Annotated in this window: 19 protein-coding genes; 7 read left to right on the forward strand and 12 right to left on the reverse strand. The window is 58.5% G+C overall.

The genetic code is table 11. The features are described 5' to 3' along the window. Positions 1-49: 49 nt before the first annotated feature. Complete coding sequence (gene hemB, locus ACR0LN_RS04710) at positions 50-1048, reverse strand: porphobilinogen synthase (protein ID WP_480428082.1); 999 nt, start codon at positions 1046-1048, stop codon at positions 50-52. 119 nt (positions 1049-1167) lie between these two features. On the opposite strand from hemB, the gene ACR0LN_RS04715 reads away from it, so the two are divergent. Continuing rightward, on the forward strand, positions 1168-1692 hold the full coding sequence (locus ACR0LN_RS04715; RefSeq protein WP_480428083.1) for a component of SufBCD complex: 525 nt from the start codon (positions 1168-1170) through the stop codon (positions 1690-1692). A 21-nt stretch (positions 1693-1713) separates the two neighbouring features. Next, on the forward strand, positions 1714-5169 hold the full coding sequence (gene mfd, locus ACR0LN_RS04720; protein WP_480428084.1) for a transcription-repair coupling factor: 3456 nt from the start codon (positions 1714-1716) through the stop codon (positions 5167-5169). Here mfd and ACR0LN_RS04725 read toward each other — a convergent pair. The 5 genes from ACR0LN_RS04725 to ACR0LN_RS04745 all read right to left on the reverse strand — a co-directional run bounded on the left by ACR0LN_RS04725 (position 5166) and on the right by ACR0LN_RS04745 (position 11016). Further along, positions 5166-5840, reverse strand: a complete 675-nt coding sequence (locus tag ACR0LN_RS04725; RefSeq protein ID WP_480428085.1) for an SH3 domain-containing protein — start codon at positions 5838-5840, stop codon at positions 5166-5168. The genes mfd and ACR0LN_RS04725 overlap by 4 nt on opposite strands. Further along, positions 5837-7501, reverse strand: coding sequence for a tetratricopeptide repeat protein (locus ACR0LN_RS04730; RefSeq protein WP_480428086.1), 1665 nt, complete (start codon positions 7499-7501; stop codon positions 5837-5839). Before ACR0LN_RS04730 ends, ACR0LN_RS04725 begins: the two co-directional genes overlap by 4 nt. Before the next feature lie 57 nt (positions 7502-7558). After that, the gene (locus ACR0LN_RS04735) at positions 7559-8767 is read right to left on the reverse strand and encodes a multidrug effflux MFS transporter (RefSeq protein ID WP_480428087.1); all 1209 of its coding nucleotides are present in this window, start codon (positions 8765-8767) and stop codon (positions 7559-7561) included. A gap of 75 nt (positions 8768-8842) precedes the next feature. Continuing rightward, complete coding sequence (locus tag ACR0LN_RS04740) at positions 8843-9502, reverse strand: DsbA family oxidoreductase (RefSeq protein ID WP_480428088.1); 660 nt, start codon at positions 9500-9502, stop codon at positions 8843-8845. Continuing rightward, positions 9499-11016: a class I adenylate-forming enzyme family protein gene (locus tag ACR0LN_RS04745; RefSeq protein WP_480428090.1), complete on the reverse strand. Its 1518-nt coding sequence runs from the start codon at positions 11014-11016 to the stop codon at positions 9499-9501. Before ACR0LN_RS04745 ends, ACR0LN_RS04740 begins: the two co-directional genes overlap by 4 nt. Positions 11017-11081: 65 nt before the next feature. Here ACR0LN_RS04745 and ACR0LN_RS04750 point away from each other — a divergent pair, with 65 nt between their 5' ends. Continuing rightward, a complete protein-coding gene (locus tag ACR0LN_RS04750; protein WP_480428091.1) occupies positions 11082-11705 on the forward strand; it encodes a helix-turn-helix domain-containing protein in 624 nt (207 codons plus the stop codon). On the opposite strand, the gene ACR0LN_RS04755 is transcribed toward ACR0LN_RS04750, so the two are convergent. Both ACR0LN_RS04755 and ACR0LN_RS04760 read right to left on the reverse strand, forming a co-directional pair. Next, positions 11694-11930: a hypothetical protein gene (locus tag ACR0LN_RS04755; protein WP_170325112.1), complete on the reverse strand. Its 237-nt coding sequence runs from the start codon at positions 11928-11930 to the stop codon at positions 11694-11696. The genes ACR0LN_RS04750 and ACR0LN_RS04755 overlap by 12 nt on opposite strands. A gap of 528 nt (positions 11931-12458) precedes the next feature. Continuing rightward, on the reverse strand, positions 12459-14273 hold the full coding sequence (locus tag ACR0LN_RS04760) for an extracellular solute-binding protein (RefSeq protein WP_480428093.1): 1815 nt from the start codon (positions 14271-14273) through the stop codon (positions 12459-12461). Between the two features lie 292 nt (positions 14274-14565). Between ACR0LN_RS04760 and ACR0LN_RS04765 the strand changes: the two genes are divergently transcribed. Both ACR0LN_RS04765 and ACR0LN_RS04770 read left to right on the forward strand, forming a co-directional pair. After that, the gene (locus ACR0LN_RS04765) at positions 14566-15339 is read left to right on the forward strand and encodes a 3-hydroxybutyrate dehydrogenase (RefSeq protein WP_480428094.1); all 774 of its coding nucleotides are present in this window, start codon (positions 14566-14568) and stop codon (positions 15337-15339) included. 64 nt (positions 15340-15403) lie between these two features. After that, the gene (locus tag ACR0LN_RS04770) at positions 15404-16429 is read left to right on the forward strand and encodes a patatin-like phospholipase family protein (protein WP_480428095.1); all 1026 of its coding nucleotides are present in this window, start codon (positions 15404-15406) and stop codon (positions 16427-16429) included. Here the strand turns inward: ACR0LN_RS04770 and ACR0LN_RS04775 are convergent, their stop codons facing one another. The 4 genes from ACR0LN_RS04775 to ACR0LN_RS04790 form a co-directional block, all read right to left on the reverse strand. Beyond that, the gene (locus ACR0LN_RS04775) at positions 16430-17107 is read right to left on the reverse strand and encodes a DUF502 domain-containing protein (RefSeq protein WP_480428096.1); all 678 of its coding nucleotides are present in this window, start codon (positions 17105-17107) and stop codon (positions 16430-16432) included. Between the two features lie 58 nt (positions 17108-17165). Further along, positions 17166-18083: a pseudouridine-5'-phosphate glycosidase gene (locus tag ACR0LN_RS04780; protein ID WP_480428097.1), complete on the reverse strand. Its 918-nt coding sequence runs from the start codon at positions 18081-18083 to the stop codon at positions 17166-17168. Further along, positions 18080-18973 carry a PfkB family carbohydrate kinase gene (locus ACR0LN_RS04785; protein ID WP_480428098.1) on the reverse strand — a complete coding sequence of 298 codons (894 nt, stop codon included), beginning with the start codon at positions 18971-18973 and terminating at the stop codon, positions 18080-18082. The genes ACR0LN_RS04780 and ACR0LN_RS04785 overlap by 4 nt, the downstream gene beginning before the upstream one ends. Positions 18974-19048: 75 nt before the next feature. Then, entirely contained in the window at positions 19049-19666 is a 618-nt protein-coding gene (locus tag ACR0LN_RS04790) for a thiamine phosphate synthase (protein ID WP_480428099.1), read from the reverse strand. A 154-nt stretch (positions 19667-19820) separates the two neighbouring features. On the opposite strand from ACR0LN_RS04790, the gene ACR0LN_RS04795 reads away from it, so the two are divergent. Continuing rightward, positions 19821-20564: an RNA methyltransferase gene (locus ACR0LN_RS04795; protein ID WP_480428101.1), complete on the forward strand. Its 744-nt coding sequence runs from the start codon at positions 19821-19823 to the stop codon at positions 20562-20564. Between the two features lie 60 nt (positions 20565-20624). Next, positions 20625-21770, forward strand: coding sequence for a heme A synthase (gene ctaA / locus ACR0LN_RS04800; protein WP_480428102.1), 1146 nt, complete (start codon positions 20625-20627; stop codon positions 21768-21770). The last annotated feature ends 3 nt before the right edge of the window (positions 21771-21773 follow it).

A 21773-nucleotide genomic window follows, 5' to 3' on the forward strand; every position in this document is an offset into this window, starting at 1 on the left:
TGCGCGACGACACATCACAATCGGCGAAAAATTGCGACAATTTCGGGTTTTAGCTCTGAAGGACGCGCGCGACTTCTGGGGCAAAGTAGGTCAGGATGCCATCACAGCCAGCACGCTTGAAGGCCAGAAGGCTTTCCAGCATCACCTTTTCGCCGTCAACCCAGCCATTCTGCGCTGCTGCCTGGATCATCGCGTATTCGCCTGACACTTGATAGGCATAGGTCGGCGCGCCGAATGTGTCTTTCACCCGTCGGCAGATATCCAAGTAAGGCATACCGGGCTTAATCATCACCATGTCGGCACCTTCGGTCAGGTCGCGTTCGATCAGCCGCAAGGCCTCGTTCGAGTTGGCCGGGTCCATCTGATAGGTCTTCTTGTCCCCGGTCAGCGCGCCCGAAGCGCCCACCGCATCACGGAAGGGCCCATAAAAGGCGCTGGCGTATTTCGCGGCATAGCTGAGGATCATAACATTCTGGTGTCCCGCCGATTCCAATGCGCGGCGCATTTCGCCGATCCGTCCGTCCATCATATCTGAGGGTCCGATGATGTCTGCTCCGGCCTCGGCCTGGGCCAGCGTCATCTTGACCAGCGCCTCGACGGTCTGGTCGTTCACGATCTCGCCATCGACGACGTAACCGTCATGCCCGTTGATGTTGTAGGGGTCCAACGCCACGTCGGTCATCACCGCGATGTCCGGGGCTGCCGCCTTGATCGCGCGAATGGCGCGGTTCGACAAATTGTCCGGGTTCCACGCCTCCGCGCAATCCTCGGTTTTCAGGCCGGGATCGGTATAGGGAAAGATGCAAATTGCAGGGATACCCAGTGCCTGCGCCTCAATCGCGGCTTTTGCGATCAGATCGACCGAGCGACGCATCACGCCCGGCATAGACGGTACAGGTTCCTCAATCCCTTCACCATCGCGCACAAAAACCGGCCAGATAAGGTCATCTGTGGTCAGCGTGTTTTCCCTGACAAGTCCTCGGACGGCCCGCGATTGCCGCGCTCTGCGAAAACGAGTCAGGGGGTAGGGGGCGATGGTCGGTTTCATGTCGCGCTCTCCTTGAATATTCCCGCATTGGGTGGCATGAATTCCACAAGGTCTCAAGGGTAACGATAGACGCGGTTGCGCAAACAAAGCCCCAAGGACAGTGAACAAAGGGCTGACGCTTGGACTTATACTCATCGCTTTTCGAAATCATCGACATGCGCAGCTTTTCGAATCTGTGGTATTGGATCGGATTGGCCGTTGTGTGGTCATCGGCCAGCCATTGGGCGATGGGGGTGCCGTTTGACCTGTTGGTGCGCGCACGTCGTGTCGGTGGTCAGGCGGAACGTGATCTGTTAGACATCGTTCGGATCAACAGTAACCGTTTACTTTATATCGTTGACGTATCTGGGCAGATCATTCTGGGATTGTCTTGCTTCGTATTTGCAGGTCTGGCGATGCTTGGTTTTTACTACGGGGTTGAGTTCGCACAGGCGGTGTTCCTACTGCTTTTTCCGATGAGTATTGTGATGCTCGTCAATATCAGAGCAGCGCGTAAGCTGAAACGCTGCGACGGGACGCTTGAGATTGTTGGCAAGACTTTGACACGGTGCAGGATTTATACGCAGATCATCGGTATGTGCTCGATCCTGATCACGTCATTTTGGGGCATGTATCAGAACTTCTCTATTGGAGTTCTGGGGTAGGAAATTCGGAAAGGCACGAAGATGACGGCTCCGAACCACGTAACAGTTGGCGGCGCCCCTGAAGGGTTTGATGCACAGCTTGTCCTGAACGAAATCGCTCGCTCTGGTGGGCCGGTCTGTCATGTTGCACGAGACGACAAGCGGATGGAAGCGATGCGCGCAGCACTCGCCTTCTTTGCACCGGATATGCCGGTCTTTGTTTTTCCAGGGTGGGACTGTCTGCCTTACGACCGGGTCTCGCCCAACGCTGATATCGCGGCGGCGCGGGTGGCGACATTGGCAGCGCTTGTGCATCAGATGCCCGATCAGTTTGTGCTGCTGACCACGCTGAACGCCGCAACACAGAGGGTGCCCGCGCGCGACGTGCTGCGCGAGGCCGCCTTTACGGCGCGCGTAGATCATCGTGTCGATGAGACCGCGCTGCGGAATTTCTTGGTGCGCATGGGGTTCACGCAAAGCCCGACGGTGATGGAACCCGGTGATTATGCCATTCGCGGGGGGATCATCGACATCTTTCCGCCCGGAGAATCCGGCCCCGTGCGCCTGGACTTGTTCGGTGACGTACTTGACGGTGCGCGCCGGTTCGATCCGGTTTCACAACGCACCACCGAGAAGCTGGACGTGGTAGAACTGGCTCCGGTTTCCGAGGTCATTCTGGATGATGCCGCCATCACCCGGTTCCGCCAGAACTATCGCATCGAATTCGGCGCGGCGGGCACCGATGATCCGCTGTACGAAGCGGTCAGCGCGGGCCGCAAACATCAGGGCATCGAGCATTGGCTGCCGTTTTTCCATGAAAAGCTGGAAACCTTATTCGACTATCTGCCGGATGCGACCATCACCGTTGATGATCAGGTCACACCGGCACGGCTTGCCCGGTGGGACACGATTGCCGATCAATACGAAACCCGGCGGCTTGCGCTGGAAAACCGCTCGCGCATGGACACGGTTTATAAGCCAACGCCGCCCGGTTTGCTGTACCTGGATGACACCGCTTGGGAACAGGCGGTGGGCGATCGGCGCGTCTTGCAGTTCAGCCCTCTGCCGCAAGCCAGCGGCCCCGGCGTGATCGATGCGGGGGGGCGGATCGGGCGCAACTTTGCCCCAGAGCGTCAGCAGGAAAACATCAGTTTGTTTGGGGCTCTGGCCAGCCATATCACCGACAAGCTTGCTAAGGCGCCGGTGTTGATTGCCTCTTATTCCGAAGGCGCGCGCGAGCGTCTGACCGGGTTGATCGAGGATGAAGGTCTGGCCGAGGCGATCCCTGTTTCCCATGGGACCCGCATCGGGAAACGCGGATTGCATCTGGCCGTATGGGCGCTGGAACACGGGTTCGAAACGCCTGATCTGACAGTCATTGCCGAGCAGGACGTGCTGGGCGACCGGCTGATCCGCCAGCCCAAGAAACGCCGCAAGGCCGAGAATTTCCTGACCGAGACACAATCGCTTAGCCCCGGTGATCTGGTGGTGCATGTGGACCACGGGATCGGGCGCTATATGGGGATGGAGGTCGTCACCGCCGCAGGTGCCGCCCATGAATGCCTGCTGCTGGAATATGCAGAACAGGCCAAGCTATATCTGCCGGTCGAGAACATCGAACTTCTGTCCAAGTACGGCCACGATGAAGGTCTGTTAGATCGTCTGGGCGGCGGCGCATGGCAGGCCAAAAAGGCCAAGCTGAAAGAGCGGATCCGCGAAATGGCGGATAAGCTGATCCGTATCGCGGCTGAGCGTGCGCTGCGCAAGGCTCCGGTCATGGACCCGCCGCCGCATGCGTGGGACGAGTTCAGCGCGCGGTTCCCGTATCAGGAAACTGATGACCAATTGCGTGCGATTTCCGAGGTGATGGAAGACATGCACTCGGGCGCGCCGATGGATCGTCTGATCTGCGGCGATGTGGGGTTCGGCAAAACTGAGGTCGCCATGCGTGCGGCATTTGTTGCGGCCATGTCGGGCGTTCAGGTGGCTGTGATCGCGCCGACAACGCTGCTGGCGCGTCAGCATGCCGCCAGCTTCAAAGAACGTTTCCGGGGTTTCCCGCTTGAGGTCCGGCAACTGTCGCGCTTTGTTTCGGCGAAAGAGGCCCAGCAGACCCGCGACGGGCTGGCTCGCGGAACGATCGACATCGTGATCGGCACCCACGCGCTGCTGGCAAAGGGGATACGGTTCAACAATCTGGGCCTGCTGATTATCGACGAGGAGCAACATTTCGGCGTTGGTCATAAGGAACGTCTGAAACAGCTGCGCTCGGACATCCACGTGTTGACCCTGACCGCCACGCCGATCCCTCGGACGCTGCAACTGTCGCTGACCGGAGTGCGCGACCTTTCGATCATCGGCACGCCGCCCATCGACCGGCTGGCGATCCGCACCTATGTCAGCGAGTTCGACGCGGTCACCATCCGCGAGGCGCTGCTGCGGGAACATTACCGTGGCGGGCAGAGTTTCTATGTGGTGCCTCGTATCTCGGACCTGCCTGAGATCGAAGAGTTCCTGAAGGAGCAACTGCCCGAGCTGACATACGTCGTGGCGCATGGGCAAATGGCCGCGGGAGAGCTCGACGACCGGATGAATGCCTTTTATGACGGCAAATACGATGTGCTGCTGGCCACGACGATCGTGGAAAGCGGGCTGGATATTCCGACCGCGAACACGATGGTCGTGCATCGGGCGGATATGTTCGGGCTTGCGCAGCTCTATCAAATACGGGGCCGAGTGGGGCGATCCAAGACGCGCGCCTACGCCTATCTGACCACAAAACCCCGTCAAAAACTGACCTCTGCGGCCGATAAACGCCTGCGCGTTCTGGGCTCGTTGGATACTCTGGGGGCCGGGTTCACGCTGGCTTCGCAGGATCTGGACATTCGCGGCGCAGGCAACCTGCTGGGCGAGGAACAGTCCGGTCAGATGCGCGACGTGGGATACGAACTCTACCAGTCGATGCTGGAAGAAGCGATTGCCAAGATCAAAGCCGGTGAGTTGGAGGGCCTGTCGGACGCCGATGACCAATGGGCGCCGCAGATCAATCTGGGCGTGCCTGTCCTGATCCCCGAAGACTACGTGCCCGATCTGGATGTGCGTCTGGGCCTCTATCGCCGTCTGTCTTCACTCTCGACCAAAGTCGAGCTGGAGGGCTTTGCCGCCGAACTGATCGACCGGTTTGGCAAACTACCAAAAGAGGTGAACACCTTGATGCTGGTCGTGCGTATCAAGGCGATGTGCAAACGGGCCGGGATTGCCAAACTGGATGGCGGGCCGAAGGGTGCGACGATCCAGTTCCACAACGACAAGTTCGCGTCGCCGCAGGGGTTGGTCGAGTTTATTCAGAACCAACGCGGGATGGCCAAGGTCAAAGACAACAAGATCGTCGTGCGCCGTGACTGGAAGAAGGACAGCGACAAGATCAAAGGAGCCTTCGCCATTGCCCGCGATCTGGCCGAAAAGGTTGTGGCCGAGAAGAAAAAGGCCAAAGCCTAGTCACCGCTGACAAAGGTGCACAGCTGCCAATCGCCCGCGTCCGACTTTACAAACGCGGCGCGATTGCCGGTCATGGGCCACAGAAAGTCGCGGTGCATATAGCCCTGTGTTCCGTCTGTCAGCAAAACGCGCTGATATTCAGTCGTTTCCGTATATGTGCGGATGATGACGACTTCGTGGCTGATAAGTCCTAGAATAGGTGCGTCCCGCGTTGGTTGCTGGCGCAGCGAGACATCCTGACCTGTCACAAAATAAGCTAAACTGGGGTCCAAGGAGGCAGGCAGGATGATCTGCCATTGATGCGGCATCCAGAACTCGCCTTCTTCGTCGAAATAGCCGGGTTGCGACACGGTGTTCTCAAGATCAGCCCAGTATTGATCCCGCATAGAATCAGCGTCGTCACGGATTTCCTCGGAAAGCGTCTCGGGATCGAGGATCAGATTGGCCCGCAATTCTTCGGGGCCGCCTTCACCGTCATGGCTGAGGTAAATGTCAGGGCAGGCCGATGCGATTACAGCTTCGACGTCCCTTGCGGCCACTTGGTCCAGCAAAGCTTCGCGAAACGCCAATAGCGACGGATCAGCGGCGGCTTCGTCAAGCGGAGGGAAGGACTGGCGGTCTGCCAATGCGGGGCCGCAGATCAAGGCGGCCAGCAAAAGGGCGTATCTCATTCGGCGGCTCTCATCGCGGCTTGAGCGCAGAAGCAAGACGCACCGACAACCCGGTCCGCGCGAGCAAGGGCCAAATCAAGGCGTTGTTTAATTTGAACGATTTCAAAACCTTCCCCGCGCGCCTTCAGGCAGTCGTGCAATCCCTTCAGGCTCCAGACGTTGTCCGGGTGGATCGACGCGCGACTGAGATCGCCGCCCAGCCCGAGGTCTTCGCGATAGATGGCTTCGGCCTCGTCGGCATGTCCCTGTTCGAACAGCAGCGCCCCTAGCGCGTGGCGGGTGGGCTGCATCCAACCCCATGGTTCATCATAGGGCAGCGTGTCGTCCAACTCGACCGAGCGGCGCAGATGGGCATAGGCAATTTCGAAGTTACCTTTGCGGTACTCGATTTCACCGCGCAACATTTCCTGTGCGATTTCAAGCAGGTCTACGACGCGGTTGTTGTGTAGTAGGCGGGATTCAGGAACACAGGCTTTGGCTGAGAGGAACAGCTGTTCTTCTGCCTCTGCTTGGGCGACCTGTCCGGTGGCCGCATTGGCGATGGCGCGGGCGTAGTGGATCGTGGCCGTCAAAGTGCGGAACAGGTCGGGATCGTCTGGAATTTCCAGCGCCTTGGCCTCTTCCCACCTACCAAAGCGGATCAGGATATGCGGCCCCATCGACATGTAGCTTTCGAAATAGTCCGCCATGGGCGGGCTTTCGATACGCAGCAACTCTTCGGGGGTGGTGTCCCAAACGCCCTTGTTGGCGCGCAGGGCGGGTTCCATCTGGCCAAGGAACAAAGCGCCATAGATGGCGAAATGGTAATTGTGCTGCCGATAACCGGTGTAGATGTTGAACGCGCCCTCACGCTCGTAATATTTCAGGTCAGCCTCGGTAGCCTTTTCGTTCCAGTAGACGACGTTTTGGTAATGGCCGCAGAGTACGTCAATATGGGTCGGCATGTGCACCAGATGCCCGGCATCAGGAACCAAAGTGCGCAGAACGTCCCCGGCCTTCAGCGCCTTTTCGGGCGTCGGCGACATCTCCATCAAGTGGACGTAGAGGTGCAGCAGGCCCGGATGGGACATGGCAGCGGGGTCGTGGGCCATCGCGTCCTCTAACACCTGCTGGGCTTCCAGTGTCGCCGCACCCTCGGCGGGTTGGCCGGTTTTCAGATCCCACATCTGCCAGGGGGTGAGGTTCAACAGCGCCTCGACATAGATGGTGCGCAAATCCAATTGATCGGAGTGCTCGGCAAATGCCGCGCGCATGGCGTCTGCGAAATCGTGATCCCATGCATGCATGTCCGGGATTGGGTCGCGTTGAGGGTATCGCGCGGGCAGGGCGCGGATCAGTGCCTGTTCAATCGGAGTGCAGATATCCAACAAATTCAATGCTTTATGCGTGGAGTCATACGCCTGAGCCAGGGCTTTCTGCTGACCGCGCTCGTCCCGCAAATCCCAGGGCAGGTTGTAATTCGGACCAGCGGCGTAAGCGATGCCCCAATAGGCCATGGCGCAGTTCGGATCATGCTCGGCGGCGCGCTGGAAACAGGCTACAGCCTCGTCATGGTTATAGCCGTAGGTCCAGATCAGACCGCGATCAAACCAAAGTTGCGCCTCGGGAACGGACGTGCTGACCGGACAGGAATGCGTGCCCAGATCGTAATAATCGCTCATTGATAATCTCCCCTCGGATCAAGGGGAGGTTAGCGGGATTCGCTCAGGCTGCACAGATCAAGCTGGCAGTCTGTTTTCGATCCGGCCCATGTGAAGCATCAATCCGAAGCCGATCAGACTCATGACAAGGATGCCAGTGGTCAAGGGTGTAAGGGTACCGTCGAACAAAAGCCCAATGGGCGCGGCAATGGCTGCGGCCAGAACAGTTGAAACAGCACCGATCGCCGATGCTGCCATGCCAGCGATGTGGCCCATCGGCTCCATTGCTATGGCGTTCAGGTTGCCCATTGTCATACCCGCCATGAAAAAGATCGAGGTCTGCCAGAAGACAAACACCGCGAATGACAGGTTGGGCGACAGAGGCATCATATCCAGCGCAAAAACGCCCATCGTGATTACGATCTGCGCCCCCAAAGCCCATGTCACCAACCGCCGCATACCGACGCGGATGACGAGGGCTGCGTTCAGCAGACTGGCCGACCCTGCCATCAGGGCTACAAAACCGAACCAGAACGGGAAGCTGTGGGCGCTGTCGTGGATGACGTCATAGACCGGTTGCACCATGGTTAGGGTGGTGAACAGCATGCCCAGACACAGGGTTTGCACAAAGATCGACACCCGCACCGTTGGATGCGCGAACATCTCGCGCGCGGCTGCAGCCATCAACGGCAGGCGCAGGGGTCTTCTGTTTTCTGGCTTCAAAGGCTCTGGCAGGCGCAGGCCCATCCAGATCGCGGTAATCATCGAGAACAGAATGAATGAGACGAAGATACCTCGCCAGCCCACTATTGCGATTATACCGGCGCCCAACATCGGCGCGACGGCAGGCACCAGTGTGAAGATCATCATTGCGATGGACACGATCCGGGCCATTTCCCGACCGGAGTACAGGTCGCGGATTATGGCCATAGCAACCACGCGTGGCGCGGCGCAGCCAACCCCCTGAACCACCCGCGCGATCAAAAGCAACTCCAGCGATGAACTGGCCCAGGCCACGGCTGCCGCTGCAATATACAGCGCAGAGCCCACATAAATCACGGGTTTGCGCCCGAACGCGTCCGAGATGGGGCCGACAAAAAACGTTCCGATCCCCATGCCCAACACGAAAGAGGTCAGGATCAACTGCGCTCGGTTAATGTCACCCGGGCTAAGCTGCGCGCCAATCTCGGGAAGTGCGGGCAGCATTGAATCGATAGAAAACGCGATCGTCGCAAACATCATAGCGATGAGCGCGATGAACTCTCCCAGTGACATGCGATTTGCCATAGTCGCCTCCTGACCTTCTGGCGCTATCACGAAGCGTCAGACGTCGCTAGGGATCAAATCGCACAGAGCTCTGTGCTAATTTGCAGAGGAAGCCTCAAGCTGAGACATGATCTCACCGATCACTTTTTCCCACATTTCAGGCGGTTGCGCACCGGGAACCGCGTGCTGGTTGGCCACGATAAAGGTAGGAACCGAGTTCACACCCATCTCACGCGAATGCGTGTCACGCGCACTGATGTCTGCACGGTCGGCGTCGGATTTGAGCAGCTTCAACACGACGGCGGCGTCCATTCCAACACCGTCGGCGATATCCGCCAGAACCTCATGGTCACCAATATCACGGGCCTGCACGAAATAGGCATCGAACAAGGCATCCACGACGGCGTTCTGCTTGCCTTCGATTCCTGCCCAGTGGATCAAGCGGTGCGCGTCCAACGTGTTGGGGGTGCGCTTCATTCCTTCAAAGTCGATGCTTAGCCCAGCCTTTTCGGCGTGTTCCACAATCGGTGCATAGGCGCGGATGGCACCATCCTTGCCGCCGAATTTACGCTCCAGATATTCGCGCCTTTCCATGCCTTCGTCTGGCATGTCGGGGTTCAACTGAAACGGATGCCATTCGATCACAAACGGATGGTTCGGGATGGCAGCCAAAGCCTTATCCAGATGGGTTTTACCAATATAACACCACGGGCAGATCGGATCGGACATGATGTCGAGTTTGACGGTCTGGGTCATGGTGTATTCGCCTTAAAGTAGGCCGGTAGTGCCCGGCGCAGAAGCTTGCCGTTGCCACCGGTTGGCAGCTCGGGCAGGTGAATGAATGCGCGCGGCTGTTTATACCGCGCCAGATTTGCTTCCACATAGGTGCGCAGGCCGGCCTCGTCCAGCTTTTCCGGCCCGGTATAGAAGGCGGCGATCACAAACGTGTCCTGTTTAACCTCAACGGCGGCAGCGCCCACCTGAGCAATGCCAGGGAATTTGGAAAGCGCTGCCTCGACCTCGACCGGTGACACACGATAGCCGCCCGCGTTCATCATGTCGTCATCGCGGCCCAGATAGGTGATCTGACCATCGACGGCCATGGCGCCCTGATCGCCAGTCAGAAACCAGTCGCCCTGCATGCGCGCCTCAGCCTCGTCCGGCGCATTGAGATATGTCAGCATCAAGCCGGGGTCGGACCGGTGAATGGCGATGGTGCCTTCTTGCCCCTGTGGTACAGGGCCGTCCGGCCCAAGGATCGCCACGCGCCGCCCCGGTTGCGGCTGACCTAAAGCTTCACCTCGTGCCGGGTGGACAGGGCTGGACGAAATGAAGGTCGAGCATTCTGACATACCGAAAGCCTCATACAACTCGGTCCCGGTTGCCTCAGCCCATTGCGCGTGCAGGTGCCGAGACAGTTTTTCCCCGGCACAGAGGCCGTGGCGGAGGGTCGAAAGGTGCAGGTTTTCCGGCGATTTCAAGATTTTGCGAAATACACCGGGCGCGGCAGCAAAGATGGTTGCTCCGTGCCGACGCAACAGTCCGGGCAGTGCGTCCGGGTCGGTGCCGGGTTCGGGGATCAGAGCGGTGGCGCCGATGGTCCACGGATCCATCAATCCAGTGCCCAGCGTATAGGTCCAATTGAACGCCCCGGCGTGGCACAGGCGGTCCGAATTCTGCAGACCGTACCAACCGTCAACCATCATCTGCCGCGCCCAGATGGCCCGGTGTGCATGGGCCACGGCGCGCGGTTTGCCGGACGTTCCTGAAGTATAGACAACATAGGCCAGCCGGTTTGGGTCGCCGAACTGGAACTCTGTCGGGTGCAGGGCGCGCATTTCGGTCAAGTCAGGCAGCGTTATCTGCAGCGCGTGTGCAGCGCAGGCAACCGCGGGGTCGCGCAGAATGGCCGCAGGTTTCAAGTCTGAGATGATCCGCGCGGTTTCAGGTTCGGTCAGTTGTGAGGACGTGGGGACGGGCACGATTCCGGCTGCAATCGCGCCAAGATAGGCAATGGGAAAATCTACGGTATTTCCCAGCCGCATCAGCGCGATATCCCCAGATTTCAGACCGGCACTCAGCAATCCCGACGCAGTGCCCAAAATCGCCGCCTTCAGCGCGTCATAGGACCAGTCGTCGGAACCCTCACCGCGCAGTACCGACAGCGCGATTTTGTCCGGATGGTCATCTGCCCGTCGCAATACATGCGCGGCCAAATTAAAGGGTGCGGGACAGGCCGGTGGTGGCCCCTGATCAAAAACAGAAAGCATGGCAACTGGCTATCGTGCTGCTTGGCGCGTTGCAAGCGGGGCGGGCTGCGCCTATAGAGTGGCGCATGACCACCAATGAACAGCCATCCCTGATCCGTATCGCGCGGGACTCGGGCGATTATACCGAGCTTGAACCGCTGGACCTTGGCGCACGCGTGCGTCAGCTGCGTAAGGCGCGGAACTGGACGTTGGAACAGGCGGCTACTCAAGCGGGATTGGCGCGTTCGACCCTTAGTAAAATCGAAAATGGGCAAATGTCGCCAACCTATGACGCGCTGAAAAAGCTAGCGACCGGGTTGGAAATTTCGGTGCCGCAGCTGTTTACTCCTCCGCAGCGCGATCAGGTAATTGGTCGTATGGCCGTGACCCGGGTAGGAGAGGGTGGTGCCCACGCAACGGCGACATATGAACACGAGTTGCTGGCCGAGACGCTGACAAAGAAGCAGATGCTGCCGTATCGTGCCCGCGTGCGTGCCCGCTCGATGGACGAGTTCGACGGCTGGGTGCGCCATGACGGCGAGGAATTCCTGTATGTGCTGACCGGAGTTGTGAAACTGTATACCGAGTTTTATGAACCTGTCGAAATGCGCCGCGGAGACAGCGCCTATTACGACGGTAGCATGGGTCACAATGTTATTTCTGTCAGTGACGAGGATGCGACAATCCTTTGGGTCACATCACTTACTTAAAGATCGGCTGAATTCGCGATTCAGCCCCTCGGTGAAAAGAAAGTCCTCAAGCTCTTCGTGCGCTTCGTTCACGGTCAGGTGGTGGCGTTCGGCCAGATACGCTTCAAACCCTTTTCGATCTTTACTCAGCCGTACCTTGTCCTGATCCCGCAGGTTCGGAAAACGCCGCTTCGCGCGCGAGTACATAGCGTCCCAGTCTTGCGTCAGGTCAGTCCAGTTCAACATCAGTCAGCTTCCGTTTTTTCGTGTTCCACGGCTGCTCGGCCCCCTTTTTAGGGTACGGAGGGTGCAGAGAACCAAGTGCATGACAAAATGTCGCACCCCTGCCTTTCTGACGTAAGGTAAAAAGGCCCGCCGCGCACGACGCACAACGGGCCTACGGACCTGAGGTTTGAGTGAGTGGAGGCCGGTCCGCAAAATACAACTGTTGCGCGTCGAGTAAAAAGCTATCTAACGAAATTCTCAGAATTAATCCGTTTACACGGCGCGTCTTAATACCAATAGGCTATATCGTCAGGGGGCGTTCAGTAAAGCCCCTTGTATTTGTTTTTTGAATTTTCGCTGGAACTAGATGCGGTCGCAAATTATAGCGAAACGCGTTTGTTTATTACACTATATTTGGTTGCTTTTGATTGGTGTGCCAAAATCCGCCGAAAAGTGTCGACGTCCGACTGAGCTTTAAAGCGCATATCAAACCACGCTGATAAGATTCTGGCATGCCAAAGGTTCCAAATGCATTGATGCAAGAGGCTGTTAGTCTTCGAACCACCAAACCTGCGGCATATATTCGGGTCCATCGCCATAGATCGGCAGGGTTTGGGGGTGCTTTAGTTCCTTAGCGTGGGCGATGCGTCCGACGTCGAAATTCCAGATCGGTATCACATAGCGCCCAGCGGTCAGCACACGATCCAGCGCGCGGGTAGCGGCCACAAAGTCCTCATGGCTTTCCGATTTCAGCATCGTGTCGATCAGACCGTCCACCGCGGGAGATGCGACGCCCATCAGGTTGCGCGTACCGGGCGTGTCTGCGTTTTCGCTGCCCCAGTACAGGCTCTGTTCGTTGCCGGGCGACAAAGACAAGGCGCGTCGGAAAAAGGTCATATCGAAATCCTGTTCCGCAGTGCGACCCGTGAATTGGGCGCTGTCCACCTGCTCAACGTTGACCTGAATGCCAAGACGCTCCAGAGCCCGGGAGTAAATTTCAATGGCGGTCTGGCTTTCACTGTCCCCCTGCTGCAGCATGACGGTGATAGTGAAGTCTTCGCCGTTCTGATTGCGCAGAACACCATCCTGGACGGTCCAACCAGCCTCGGCCAGAAGGTTGTTGGCCTGACGGATATTGGAACGGTTGCGCGCTGAGCCATCACCAACGGGCAGAGCGTATCCTTCAAGCGCACCGGGGGGGAGATCATTGGTATATGTCTGCAACAATTCCGCGACACGACCGGTCGCGGGACCGGACTGCATGCCGAGGTCGGACCCGGAAAAGTACGAGGTAATCCTTGGCTGCGCACCACCAGTAATCGTGTCATTGATGTATTCGAAGTTGAACGCCAGCAAAAGCGCTTCTCGCACGCGCCAATCGTCAAGCGGTGCATTTCGGGTATTCATGACGAACCCGGTCATGCCCGAAGGTTTGCCGTGCGGGATTTCGGTTTTGACGACATCGCCGCGCTGCACAGCGGGAAAGTTGTATTGAGTGTCCCATTTGTCGGCGTTGAATTCGCGCACGGCGGTCAGTTCGCCGGCCTTGAATGCCTCGAATAATACGGTGCCGTCGCCATAGAATTCGATCCGGACGTCATCGAGGTTCATGGTGCCGCGTCGCAAGGGAATGTCAGCGCCCCAATAGTCCGGATTGCGACGCAGGTTCACGTATCGCCCGGCCTCGTAGTCATCAACAACGTATGGACCAGTGCCCATGGGAATATCGTGCAGAGCGGCGTCGGCGAAGTTCTTTCCTTCCCATTGTGCCTTTTTGAGGATCGGACGGAGACCGGCGATCAGCGCCAGTTCCCGATCAGGTTCATTGAATGTAATGCGCACGGTGCGTGGACCGGTCTGTTCTATGCTGTCGATCTTGCCCCAAAGGCCACGGTAACGAAGATGCCCTTCGGTGCCCAAAGTCTCGTATGACCAGACGACATCGTCTACGGTTACAGGAGAACCATCTGAAAACTGGGCGTCCTCGCGCAGGGTAAATTCGACCCAAGACCGGTCCGGCGCAGTCTCAACTGATTCGGCTAACAACCCGTAAAGAGTGAAGGGTTCGTCCCAAGACCGGCCCATCAGGCTTTCATGGGTCCAAAATCGCAATTGCCAGGGCGAGGTCCCTTTTTGCACAAACGGGTTTAAACTGTTATAGCCGCCGGTATTTCCAAAAACGACTTTTCCGCCCTTGGGCGCATCTGGGTTTGCGTAGGGCAAAGACACAAAATCCGGTGGTAGTGCGGGGTCTCCGTACATAGCTATGCCATGAGCCGAATCTGCATGGGCAAATGTAACGGCAAAAACGGAGGTGATTCCCGCGATCACAGGACGGACGGGGCGTAGAAAATCGGGGCGCATTTTGGAAACAATCCTGCTCAGGCCTTATTTTGTTGGGATTCACCGTACCGATGATTTTTCTTATTTTCAAACTTTTAGCTTGGACGGATGCAAGGAATTGCTTATAAAGGATGCACTGCTCGATAGGTTTCTTGCCTGTATGAAACCTGCCTCAATAACTTAACGCCCGCTTCGCGCGGGCGTTTTTTTTGGCGGATTTTCTCGCTGAGGAAGAACCAAGGCGTTTCCCCGTTTTCTTTGCAGGTGCAGCATGGCACAGTTCCGTCAAAGTGAATTTTGAGGGAGAAAGATCATGAATCTGTCGGGTAAAACAGCGATCATCACAGGGTCGAATTCCGGTATCGGGTTGGGAGTTGCGCGCGAGTTGGCGAAAGCCGGGGCCGACGTGGTTTTGAACTCATTCACTGATCGAGACGAAGATCACGCTCTGGCGGCTGAGATTGCGCAAGAGACCGGAACCAACGCGCGCTACATCAAAGCCGATATGTCCAACGGCGGCGAATGCCGCGCGTTGGTCGAGAAAGCGGGTGCCTGCGATATCCTGGTGAATAACGCGGGCATCCAGCACGTGGCGCCCATTGATCAGTTCCCGGTCGACAAGTGGGATGCCATCATCGCGATCAACATGAACTCGGCTTATCACACCATGGCGGCGGCTTTGCCGATGATGCGCAAGGCCGGGTGGGGGCGGATCGTTAATATCGCTTCGGCGCATGGTTTGACGGCTTCACCTTTCAAGGCGGCTTATATCGCAGCCAAACATGGCGTGGTCGGAATGACGAAAACCGTGGCACTGGAAACTGCGCAGGAACCGATCACCTGCAACGCCATCTGCCCGGGTTACGTGCTGACCCCTCTGGTCGAGGCGCAGATTCCGAATACGATGAAGGAATACAATATGAGCCGCGAAGACGTGGTCAAAAACGTTCTGCTAGAGCGTCAGCCCTCGAAAGAGTTTGCGACAGTTGAGCAACTAGGAGGCACGACAATCTTCCTGTGTTCGGACGCGGCGGCGCAGATTACGGGGACGACAATCTCGGTAGATGGGGGCTGGACGGCCTTGTGAGGTTGCACGGGGGCACTGCCCCCAAGCCCCCGGAGTATTTTAAGAAAGATGAAGGGGTGCATTTATGAAACGCATCAATCTGGCTTTGCAGGGTGGCGGGGCGCATGGGGCATTTACCTGGGGCGTGCTGGATCGTCTGTTGGATGAAGAAGACATTGAGGTTGCGGCGATCACCGGAACTTCTGCCGGGGCGCTGAATGGTGCGGCTTTCAAATCCGGTATGGTGCGTGATGGTCGCGATGGCGCCAGGGCCAATCTGGACGGACTGTGGGAGCGTATGGGGGCCGTTGGTGACATGCGCCTTGCCAATTGGATGCAAGCGATCGAGCCCGCACAGATTGCCCACGCGATGGAGTATTCGTTGCCGTTTTCCGTGGGTGATGCGTGGTCCCGTCTGGTGTCGCCTTATGCGTATGGCCCGTTTTATCGCAACCCGCTGGAGCCGGTCGTGGACCGGTTTAATTTTGATGAGATTTGCGCGGACGAAGGCCCGCGCCTGTTTGTGTGCGCAACCTGCGTGCGCAGTGGTAAGATCCGGGTGTTTACGGGCGAAGAGGTCTCAACCGATGCGATCCTTGCGTCGGCCTGTCTGCCGAATTTGTTTCAAGCAGTGGAGATTTTCGATCCCAAGTCCGGGCGTACCGAGGCGTATTGGGACGGGGGCTATACCGGCAACCCGGCATTGTATCCCTTGTTCAACAACGACTTGCCTGATGATGTGGTGATCGTGAACATCAACCCGCTGGAACGGGACGAGGTGCCGAAGACACCGCAGCAGATTCAGAATCGGATCAACGAAATCAGTTTCAACTCATCCCTGTTCCGCGAATTGCGGGCGATCAGTTTCGTTCAGCGCTTGCTGGCTGAAGGGAAATTGAATGCGGGCGAGATGAGCCGCGTTCTGGTCCACATGATCGCCGATGATGAACTGATGAACGATCTGTCTGTGGCGACCAAAACGGTTCCTAATCCGATTGTTTTGCACAAGCTGAAAGAGGCTGGGCGCGCTGCGGCGCATCGGTTTATCAACGATCACAAGACGGATTTGGGCAAGTCCAGCACCGTAAACCTGCCCGAGATGTTCGGTTGATCATTCAGGCGGTTGTGTCGGGTCTTTTTCATTGGGGTAGACCAGCCCGGCAGAGATAACCAGCTTGGCGGCGTCCTCAATGGACATATCCAGCAGGATCACGTCTTCGGCGGGAAAGAACAACAAAAAGCCCGAGGTTGGATTGGGTGTCGTTGGGATGAATACGCTCAGCAGGTCTCCAGCGGTTTCAGCGCGCTGTGTGACTTCACCCTTTGCGGTCGTTGAAACGAAGCCGATGGCCCAGATGCCGCGGCGGGGATACTGTACCAGACAGGCTTTCTCGAACGATCTTTCGGTCTGAGCGAATACCGTCTCGGAAATTTGTTTGATCCCGGAGTAGATCGAACGGACGACGGGCATCCGATCAACCAGGCTTTCCGTGAAAGAGATGAAGGACCGCCCCAGAATGCCCTTGGCGATCCAGCCCACGAGCACGGTGAACACCAAAAAGATGACGACGCCCACGCCGCGCAGGTTGATACCGACATATTGTTGGGGCTGAAATTGCTGCGGGATCAGCGGCAAGACCGCACTGTCGATCCAGCCAACCACCGACCAAATCAACCAGATCGTCAGCCAGACAGGTGCAATGACGACGATGCCCGTCAAAAACGACGCGCGCAGCCGGGAAAACAGGCCGGGGCGGCGATGAGGTTCTTCGTCAAACGGTGTGTTCATTGCGGTCCTGAGTGGTTTGCGGATTTAGGTAAGCAGTCTGGGGTCTTGGTGCAATAGGTTAATCTTTACTACCTTTTGTCAGAGCCGTCGCAATCACCGCCGCAAGCCGGGCGTTGTTACGAACCAACGCAATGTTGGCGATCAGTGAACGCCCCTCGGTTTGTTCGTAAATTCGCTGCAACAGGTAAGGCGTGACGCCCTTTCCGCTGATGCGGTGCGCGTCCGCGTCTGATTGGGCTGATGCGATAATAGGGGCCAACTCTTCCGCCGGGATTTGATCCGCTGCTGGAATCGGGTTGGCAACAAGCTGGCCTCCGGGCAGGCCAAGTGCGCGGCGGGTGGCGTGAGCCTTGGCGATATCCTCGGCGCTATCCATGCGCAAAGGCGCGGCATAAGGAGACTTAGCCGACCAGAAGGCGGGGAACTCGTCCTGACCATGCGCGATGACGGGTACGCCCAGAGTTTCCAGAACCTCAAGCGTTTTGGCGAGGTCGAGGATGGCCTTTGCACCCGCAGCCACGACTGTCACCGGTGTTTGTGCCAATTCGTGCAGATCGGCGGAGATGTCGAACGAAGTTTCGGCCCCTTGGTGTACGCCACCAATGCCGCCCGTGGCGAAAACCTCGATCCCCGCGTGATGGGCGGCGATCATCGTGGCTGCAACTGTGGTGGCCCCGGTGCCGCCAGTTGCGATGCAGGCGGCCATGTCCGCGCGGGACAGTTTGGCAACGCCTTGTGCCTGACCCAGAGATTTCAACTCATCGGCTTCCAACCCCACGTGCAGCTTGCCGTTGATCACTGCAATGGTGGCCGGAGCCGCGCCCGTATCGCGAATATCCTGTTCGACCTGCGCCGCCACCTCGATGTTCTGCGGATAGGGCATCCCGTGCGTGATAATGGTGCTTTCCAGCGCGACGATGGGCTGGCCTGCGTCTTTGGCGGCGCGGACCTCGGCTGAGTATTGAATGTCGATCACAGTGGGGTTTCTCCAGAAACGTAAGTTGCGGCAGCATGCAGGGCGCGAGTCAGGGCCTCGTTGCTTGAGGCGCCTCCGGCTTCGGACGCGATATGGGCCGCCATGAAGGTGTCGCCGGCTCCGGTCACGCGCGTGACCAGAACGGACGGAGGTTTTTGGGTTAGAATCTCGTCAGCGTCGCCGATGGTGGCCGAGTTACCCCCGTCGGTGACCAGCACGCGCAGCGCGCCGCGGTCCAGCAAGCCTTTGGCGGCGCTTTCCGAGTCCGCGAATTCTCGTTGGCACAGGATGCCGGCTTCTTCGAGGTTCACGTAAAGCGTTGCGCGGGCGTGTTTCAGGAACGGCAGCAGGCGCTCGGCCTTACCGGGTGAGGCGGGGGCCACGCGAAGGTCTGCTTTGGCAAAGGTTGGGCTTTGGGCGATTTCTTCCAACAGGGTCAGCGTCAGGTTGCCATCCAGCGCAATCGGACCTTCGAACGGCGCATTCTCATACCCCAAAGGCCCGTGCATCAGCGGGCGCAGGATTTTGGCTCCGGCGGCTTCCAGCGAATGGGCGTCAGCAATCGCAGCGATCAGCCCGTTAGCCCCTTCGACGGCCATATACCGGTCGGTCGGTAAGTCCTGCGAGCGATAGATGTGGTCCGTTACCATTCCCAACCGCGCGCAGGCATTGACCAGTTCGTCGCCTTCGGGGTCCCGGCCAACGGCGGTCAGCAAAGTCGGCGTCATTCCAAAACGCACAAGCGTCATGGCGATGTTCATGGCCACGCCACCGGGCAGGCGGGTGATCCGACCCGGCACGTCCGAACCTTGCCGCATGGCACTGGCAGAGCGACCGATAATGTCCCACAGGACCGAACCGATACACAGGATTTCACTGTTCTGAGTCATGCCGAACACATGCCGCAGCCCTGACGCTTGCGCAAGGGTTAACCGCAGCCCTGACGCTTGCGCAAGAGTTAACGCTCACATCGCGTCGGTCAGGGCTTTCAATGCGGCAACTGGGTCGTCCTGCGACCAGATTTCATCGCCGATGCCAAAGAAATCGGTGTGGGGGGCAAGATCGCGGACCAGGTCTGGGGTCAGGCCACCTTCGGCGACGACCGGAACCTCGATCATTTCGGACCACCACTGGAACAGGTCTTTTTCTGCCGTGGTGCCATCGCCCAGTGTAGATGCGCCAACCGGTCCAAATGCGACGTAGTCCGCGCCGGCCTCACCGGCAGTCATGCCGTCATGGCTGGAGACACCGCAGAAGCTGCCGACAATAGCATCTGCGCCCAGTTCCTTGCGCGCGGCGCGAATGGAACGGGCAGCGTCGTCCAGATGCACCCCGTCCAGACCCAAACGCTGCGCCAGCAGCACATGGTTCGAGATTACAATGGCCACGTCCCGCGCATGCGCCACCTCGCGGCAGGCATCAGCGGCGCGCGCGATAGTGTCCTCGTCACTGCCTGCCAGCGCCAGCCGGATGCAGGCGATGTCGGCACTGTCCAGCACGCGGCCCAGTTGATCGGGGAAAGTGCTCAGGGTGATCGAGGGTGGGGTGATCAGGTAAATCTGCGGCTGCTCGGGGGTGTCCATCGGCGCGTCCTTCGCTTTCAGTCTTTGGCGCGGTTTAGCGGATTGCGCCGGTGAAGCAAACTTTTATGGCTGTTTAATGGACAATTGAGCCACCGGACGCCTTGCCCTGCGTCTGTCCGCCGATTACAGCAAGCGCAGTTTTTCGGAGACAACCATGCCCAGCGATACTTCTCAGCCTTCCTTTGTGCTCGTGCGCCCGCAGATGGGGGAAAACATCGGCGCTGCCGCGCGGGCGATGTGGAATTTCGGGCTGGACCGGATGCGGATCGTGGCCCCGCGGGATGGATGGCCGAACCCCAAGGCAGTGGCGATGTCCAGCGGTGCCGGGCGGCTGCTGGATGAAGCGCAACTGTACGATGATCTGGCCGGGGCACTGTCCGACAGTACCTTTGTGTTTGCGACGACGGCGCGACAGCGCGGGTTGACCAAGCCGGTCTACAGCCCCGAACGCGCCATGCAGATCGCTGCCGAAAAGGTTGCGGCGGGTGAAAAGGTGGCGGTTCTGTTCGGGCCGGAACGGGCAGGGCTTGAGAATGAGGACATCGCCAAGGCCAATGCCATCATCTCGGTGCCGGTGAACCCGGAATATGCCTCGTTGAATCTTGGGCAGTGCGTTTTGCTGACTGCCTATGAATGGATGCGCCAGACCGGGGACGTGGTGCATGAGGCCACCGATTTGGGCAAGGGCGACTGGGCCACGGGGATCGAGGTCGAAAAGCTGGTCGAACATTATGAGGATCGGTTGGAGGAAGCGGGCTTCTTTTACCCGCCCGAAAAAGCCGAAGGGATGAAGACCAACCTGCGCAATCTTTGGTCGCGGATGCGGATGACGCGGGCGGATGTGCAGATGCTGCACGGGATCATGCGGCAGATGGTCCGCTGGAAGGAGAAGGGCTGAGACTGGACCTCGGCCCGCCATAGCCCTAGCTTGCGACGAAAATCAGGACATGAGGACGGCATGAGCGGTAAGCGCAGCATCTTCGAAGAGGTCTCGGACACCGAGAAGCAACAAGCGGTGCAGCCGGGCATGATCGACCGGGGCCGGGGCGGCGCGCGCAAAGCGATCCGTGTCTGGCTGATGATCCTGTTTGCACTGGTCGTGGTGATGATCGCCGTCGGTGGTCTGACCCGTCTGACCGACAGTGGATTGTCGATCACTGAATGGCGTCCGATCACCGGAGCCATCCCGCCGATGACCGAGGCCGACTGGCAAGCTGAGTTTGACAAGTACAAACAGATCGACCAGTGGCGCATCCAGAACCAGTGGATGGAACTGAGTGATTTTAAATTCATCTACTGGTGGGAATGGGGTCATCGCCAGCTGGGCCGCGTGATCGGTCTAGTCTGGGCAAGTGGATTCTTTGGTTTCCTGATCGCACGCCAAATCCCGACCGGTTGGGCCGGTAAGCTGCTGATCCCCGGTGCTTTGGGCGGTGTGCAGGGTGCGGTCGGCTGGTGGATGGTCGCCTCGGGCGTCACACAGGGCGAGGGTATGACTGCGGTAGCCAGCTATCGCCTTGCCGCTCATCTGGGACTGGCCTTTGTGATCCTTGGGTTCCTGGCTTGGTACATTTTCGAACTTGGCCGCGAGGAACGAGACCTGATGCAGACCCGCCGCGCGAAAGAGGCAAAACTCTTCTCGCTTTCGACCGGCCTGATGCACTTCGCCTTTTTGCAAATACTCATTGGCGCACTCGTCGCCGGGATCGACGCTGGTCGGTCTTACACCGACTGGCCGCTGATCGGCGGGCAACTGCTGCCGCCCGACGCCACGATGTTGGAGCCGATGTGGCGCAATTTCTTTGAAAGCCCGGGTTTGGTGCAGTTCATTCACCGGTGCGCGGGCTATTTGCTGTTCATTTTCGCCTTTATCGTCTGGCGGCGTGGCAGCACCAGCGCGCACGCGCAGACGCGCTTTGCCTTTAACGCAGCCTTCGCGACCCTGTCGCTGCAAGTGGTTATCGGCATCGTCACAGTTGTCTATGCCGCCCCTTGGCAGATCGCCATCTTGCACCAGTTCATGGCGGTTGTCGTATGGACCCTGATCCTGCGCGCGCGTTTCCTGACCGCGTACCCGGTCGCCACCTCAATCCGCGGAGCCTGACCT

It is taken from the genome of Ruegeria sp. AA6 (genome assembly GCF_056542865.1).

Coding starts and splice junctions, on each gene's coding strand:
- hemB (WP_480428082.1), bottom strand. CDS start 1,048: ATGAAACCGACCATCGCCCCCTACCCCCTGACTCGTTTTCGCAGAGCG.
- mfd (WP_480428084.1), top strand. CDS start 1,714: ATGACGGCTCCGAACCACGTAACAGTTGGCGGCGCCCCTGAAGGGTTT.
- ACR0LN_RS04725 (WP_480428085.1), bottom strand. CDS start 5,840: ATGAGATACGCCCTTTTGCTGGCCGCCTTGATCTGCGGCCCCGCATTG.
- ACR0LN_RS04730 (WP_480428086.1), bottom strand. CDS start 7,501: ATGAGCGATTATTACGATCTGGGCACGCATTCCTGTCCGGTCAGCACG.
- ACR0LN_RS04735 (WP_480428087.1), bottom strand. CDS start 8,767: ATGGCAAATCGCATGTCACTGGGAGAGTTCATCGCGCTCATCGCTATG.
- ACR0LN_RS04740 (WP_480428088.1), bottom strand. CDS start 9,502: ATGACCCAGACCGTCAAACTCGACATCATGTCCGATCCGATCTGCCCG.
- ACR0LN_RS04745 (WP_480428090.1), bottom strand. CDS start 11,016: ATGCTTTCTGTTTTTGATCAGGGGCCACCACCGGCCTGTCCCGCACCC.
- ACR0LN_RS04750 (WP_480428091.1), top strand. CDS start 11,082: ATGACCACCAATGAACAGCCATCCCTGATCCGTATCGCGCGGGACTCG.
- ACR0LN_RS04755 (WP_170325112.1), bottom strand. CDS start 11,930: ATGTTGAACTGGACTGACCTGACGCAAGACTGGGACGCTATGTACTCG.
- ACR0LN_RS04760 (WP_480428093.1), bottom strand. CDS start 14,273: ATGCGCCCCGATTTTCTACGCCCCGTCCGTCCTGTGATCGCGGGAATC.
- ACR0LN_RS04765 (WP_480428094.1), top strand. CDS start 14,566: ATGAATCTGTCGGGTAAAACAGCGATCATCACAGGGTCGAATTCCGGT.
- ACR0LN_RS04770 (WP_480428095.1), top strand. CDS start 15,404: ATGAAACGCATCAATCTGGCTTTGCAGGGTGGCGGGGCGCATGGGGCA.
- ACR0LN_RS04775 (WP_480428096.1), bottom strand. CDS start 17,107: ATGAACACACCGTTTGACGAAGAACCTCATCGCCGCCCCGGCCTGTTT.
- ACR0LN_RS04785 (WP_480428098.1), bottom strand. CDS start 18,973: ATGACTCAGAACAGTGAAATCCTGTGTATCGGTTCGGTCCTGTGGGAC.
- ACR0LN_RS04790 (WP_480428099.1), bottom strand. CDS start 19,666: ATGGACACCCCCGAGCAGCCGCAGATTTACCTGATCACCCCACCCTCG.
- ACR0LN_RS04795 (WP_480428101.1), top strand. CDS start 19,821: ATGCCCAGCGATACTTCTCAGCCTTCCTTTGTGCTCGTGCGCCCGCAG.
- ctaA (WP_480428102.1), top strand. CDS start 20,625: ATGAGCGGTAAGCGCAGCATCTTCGAAGAGGTCTCGGACACCGAGAAG.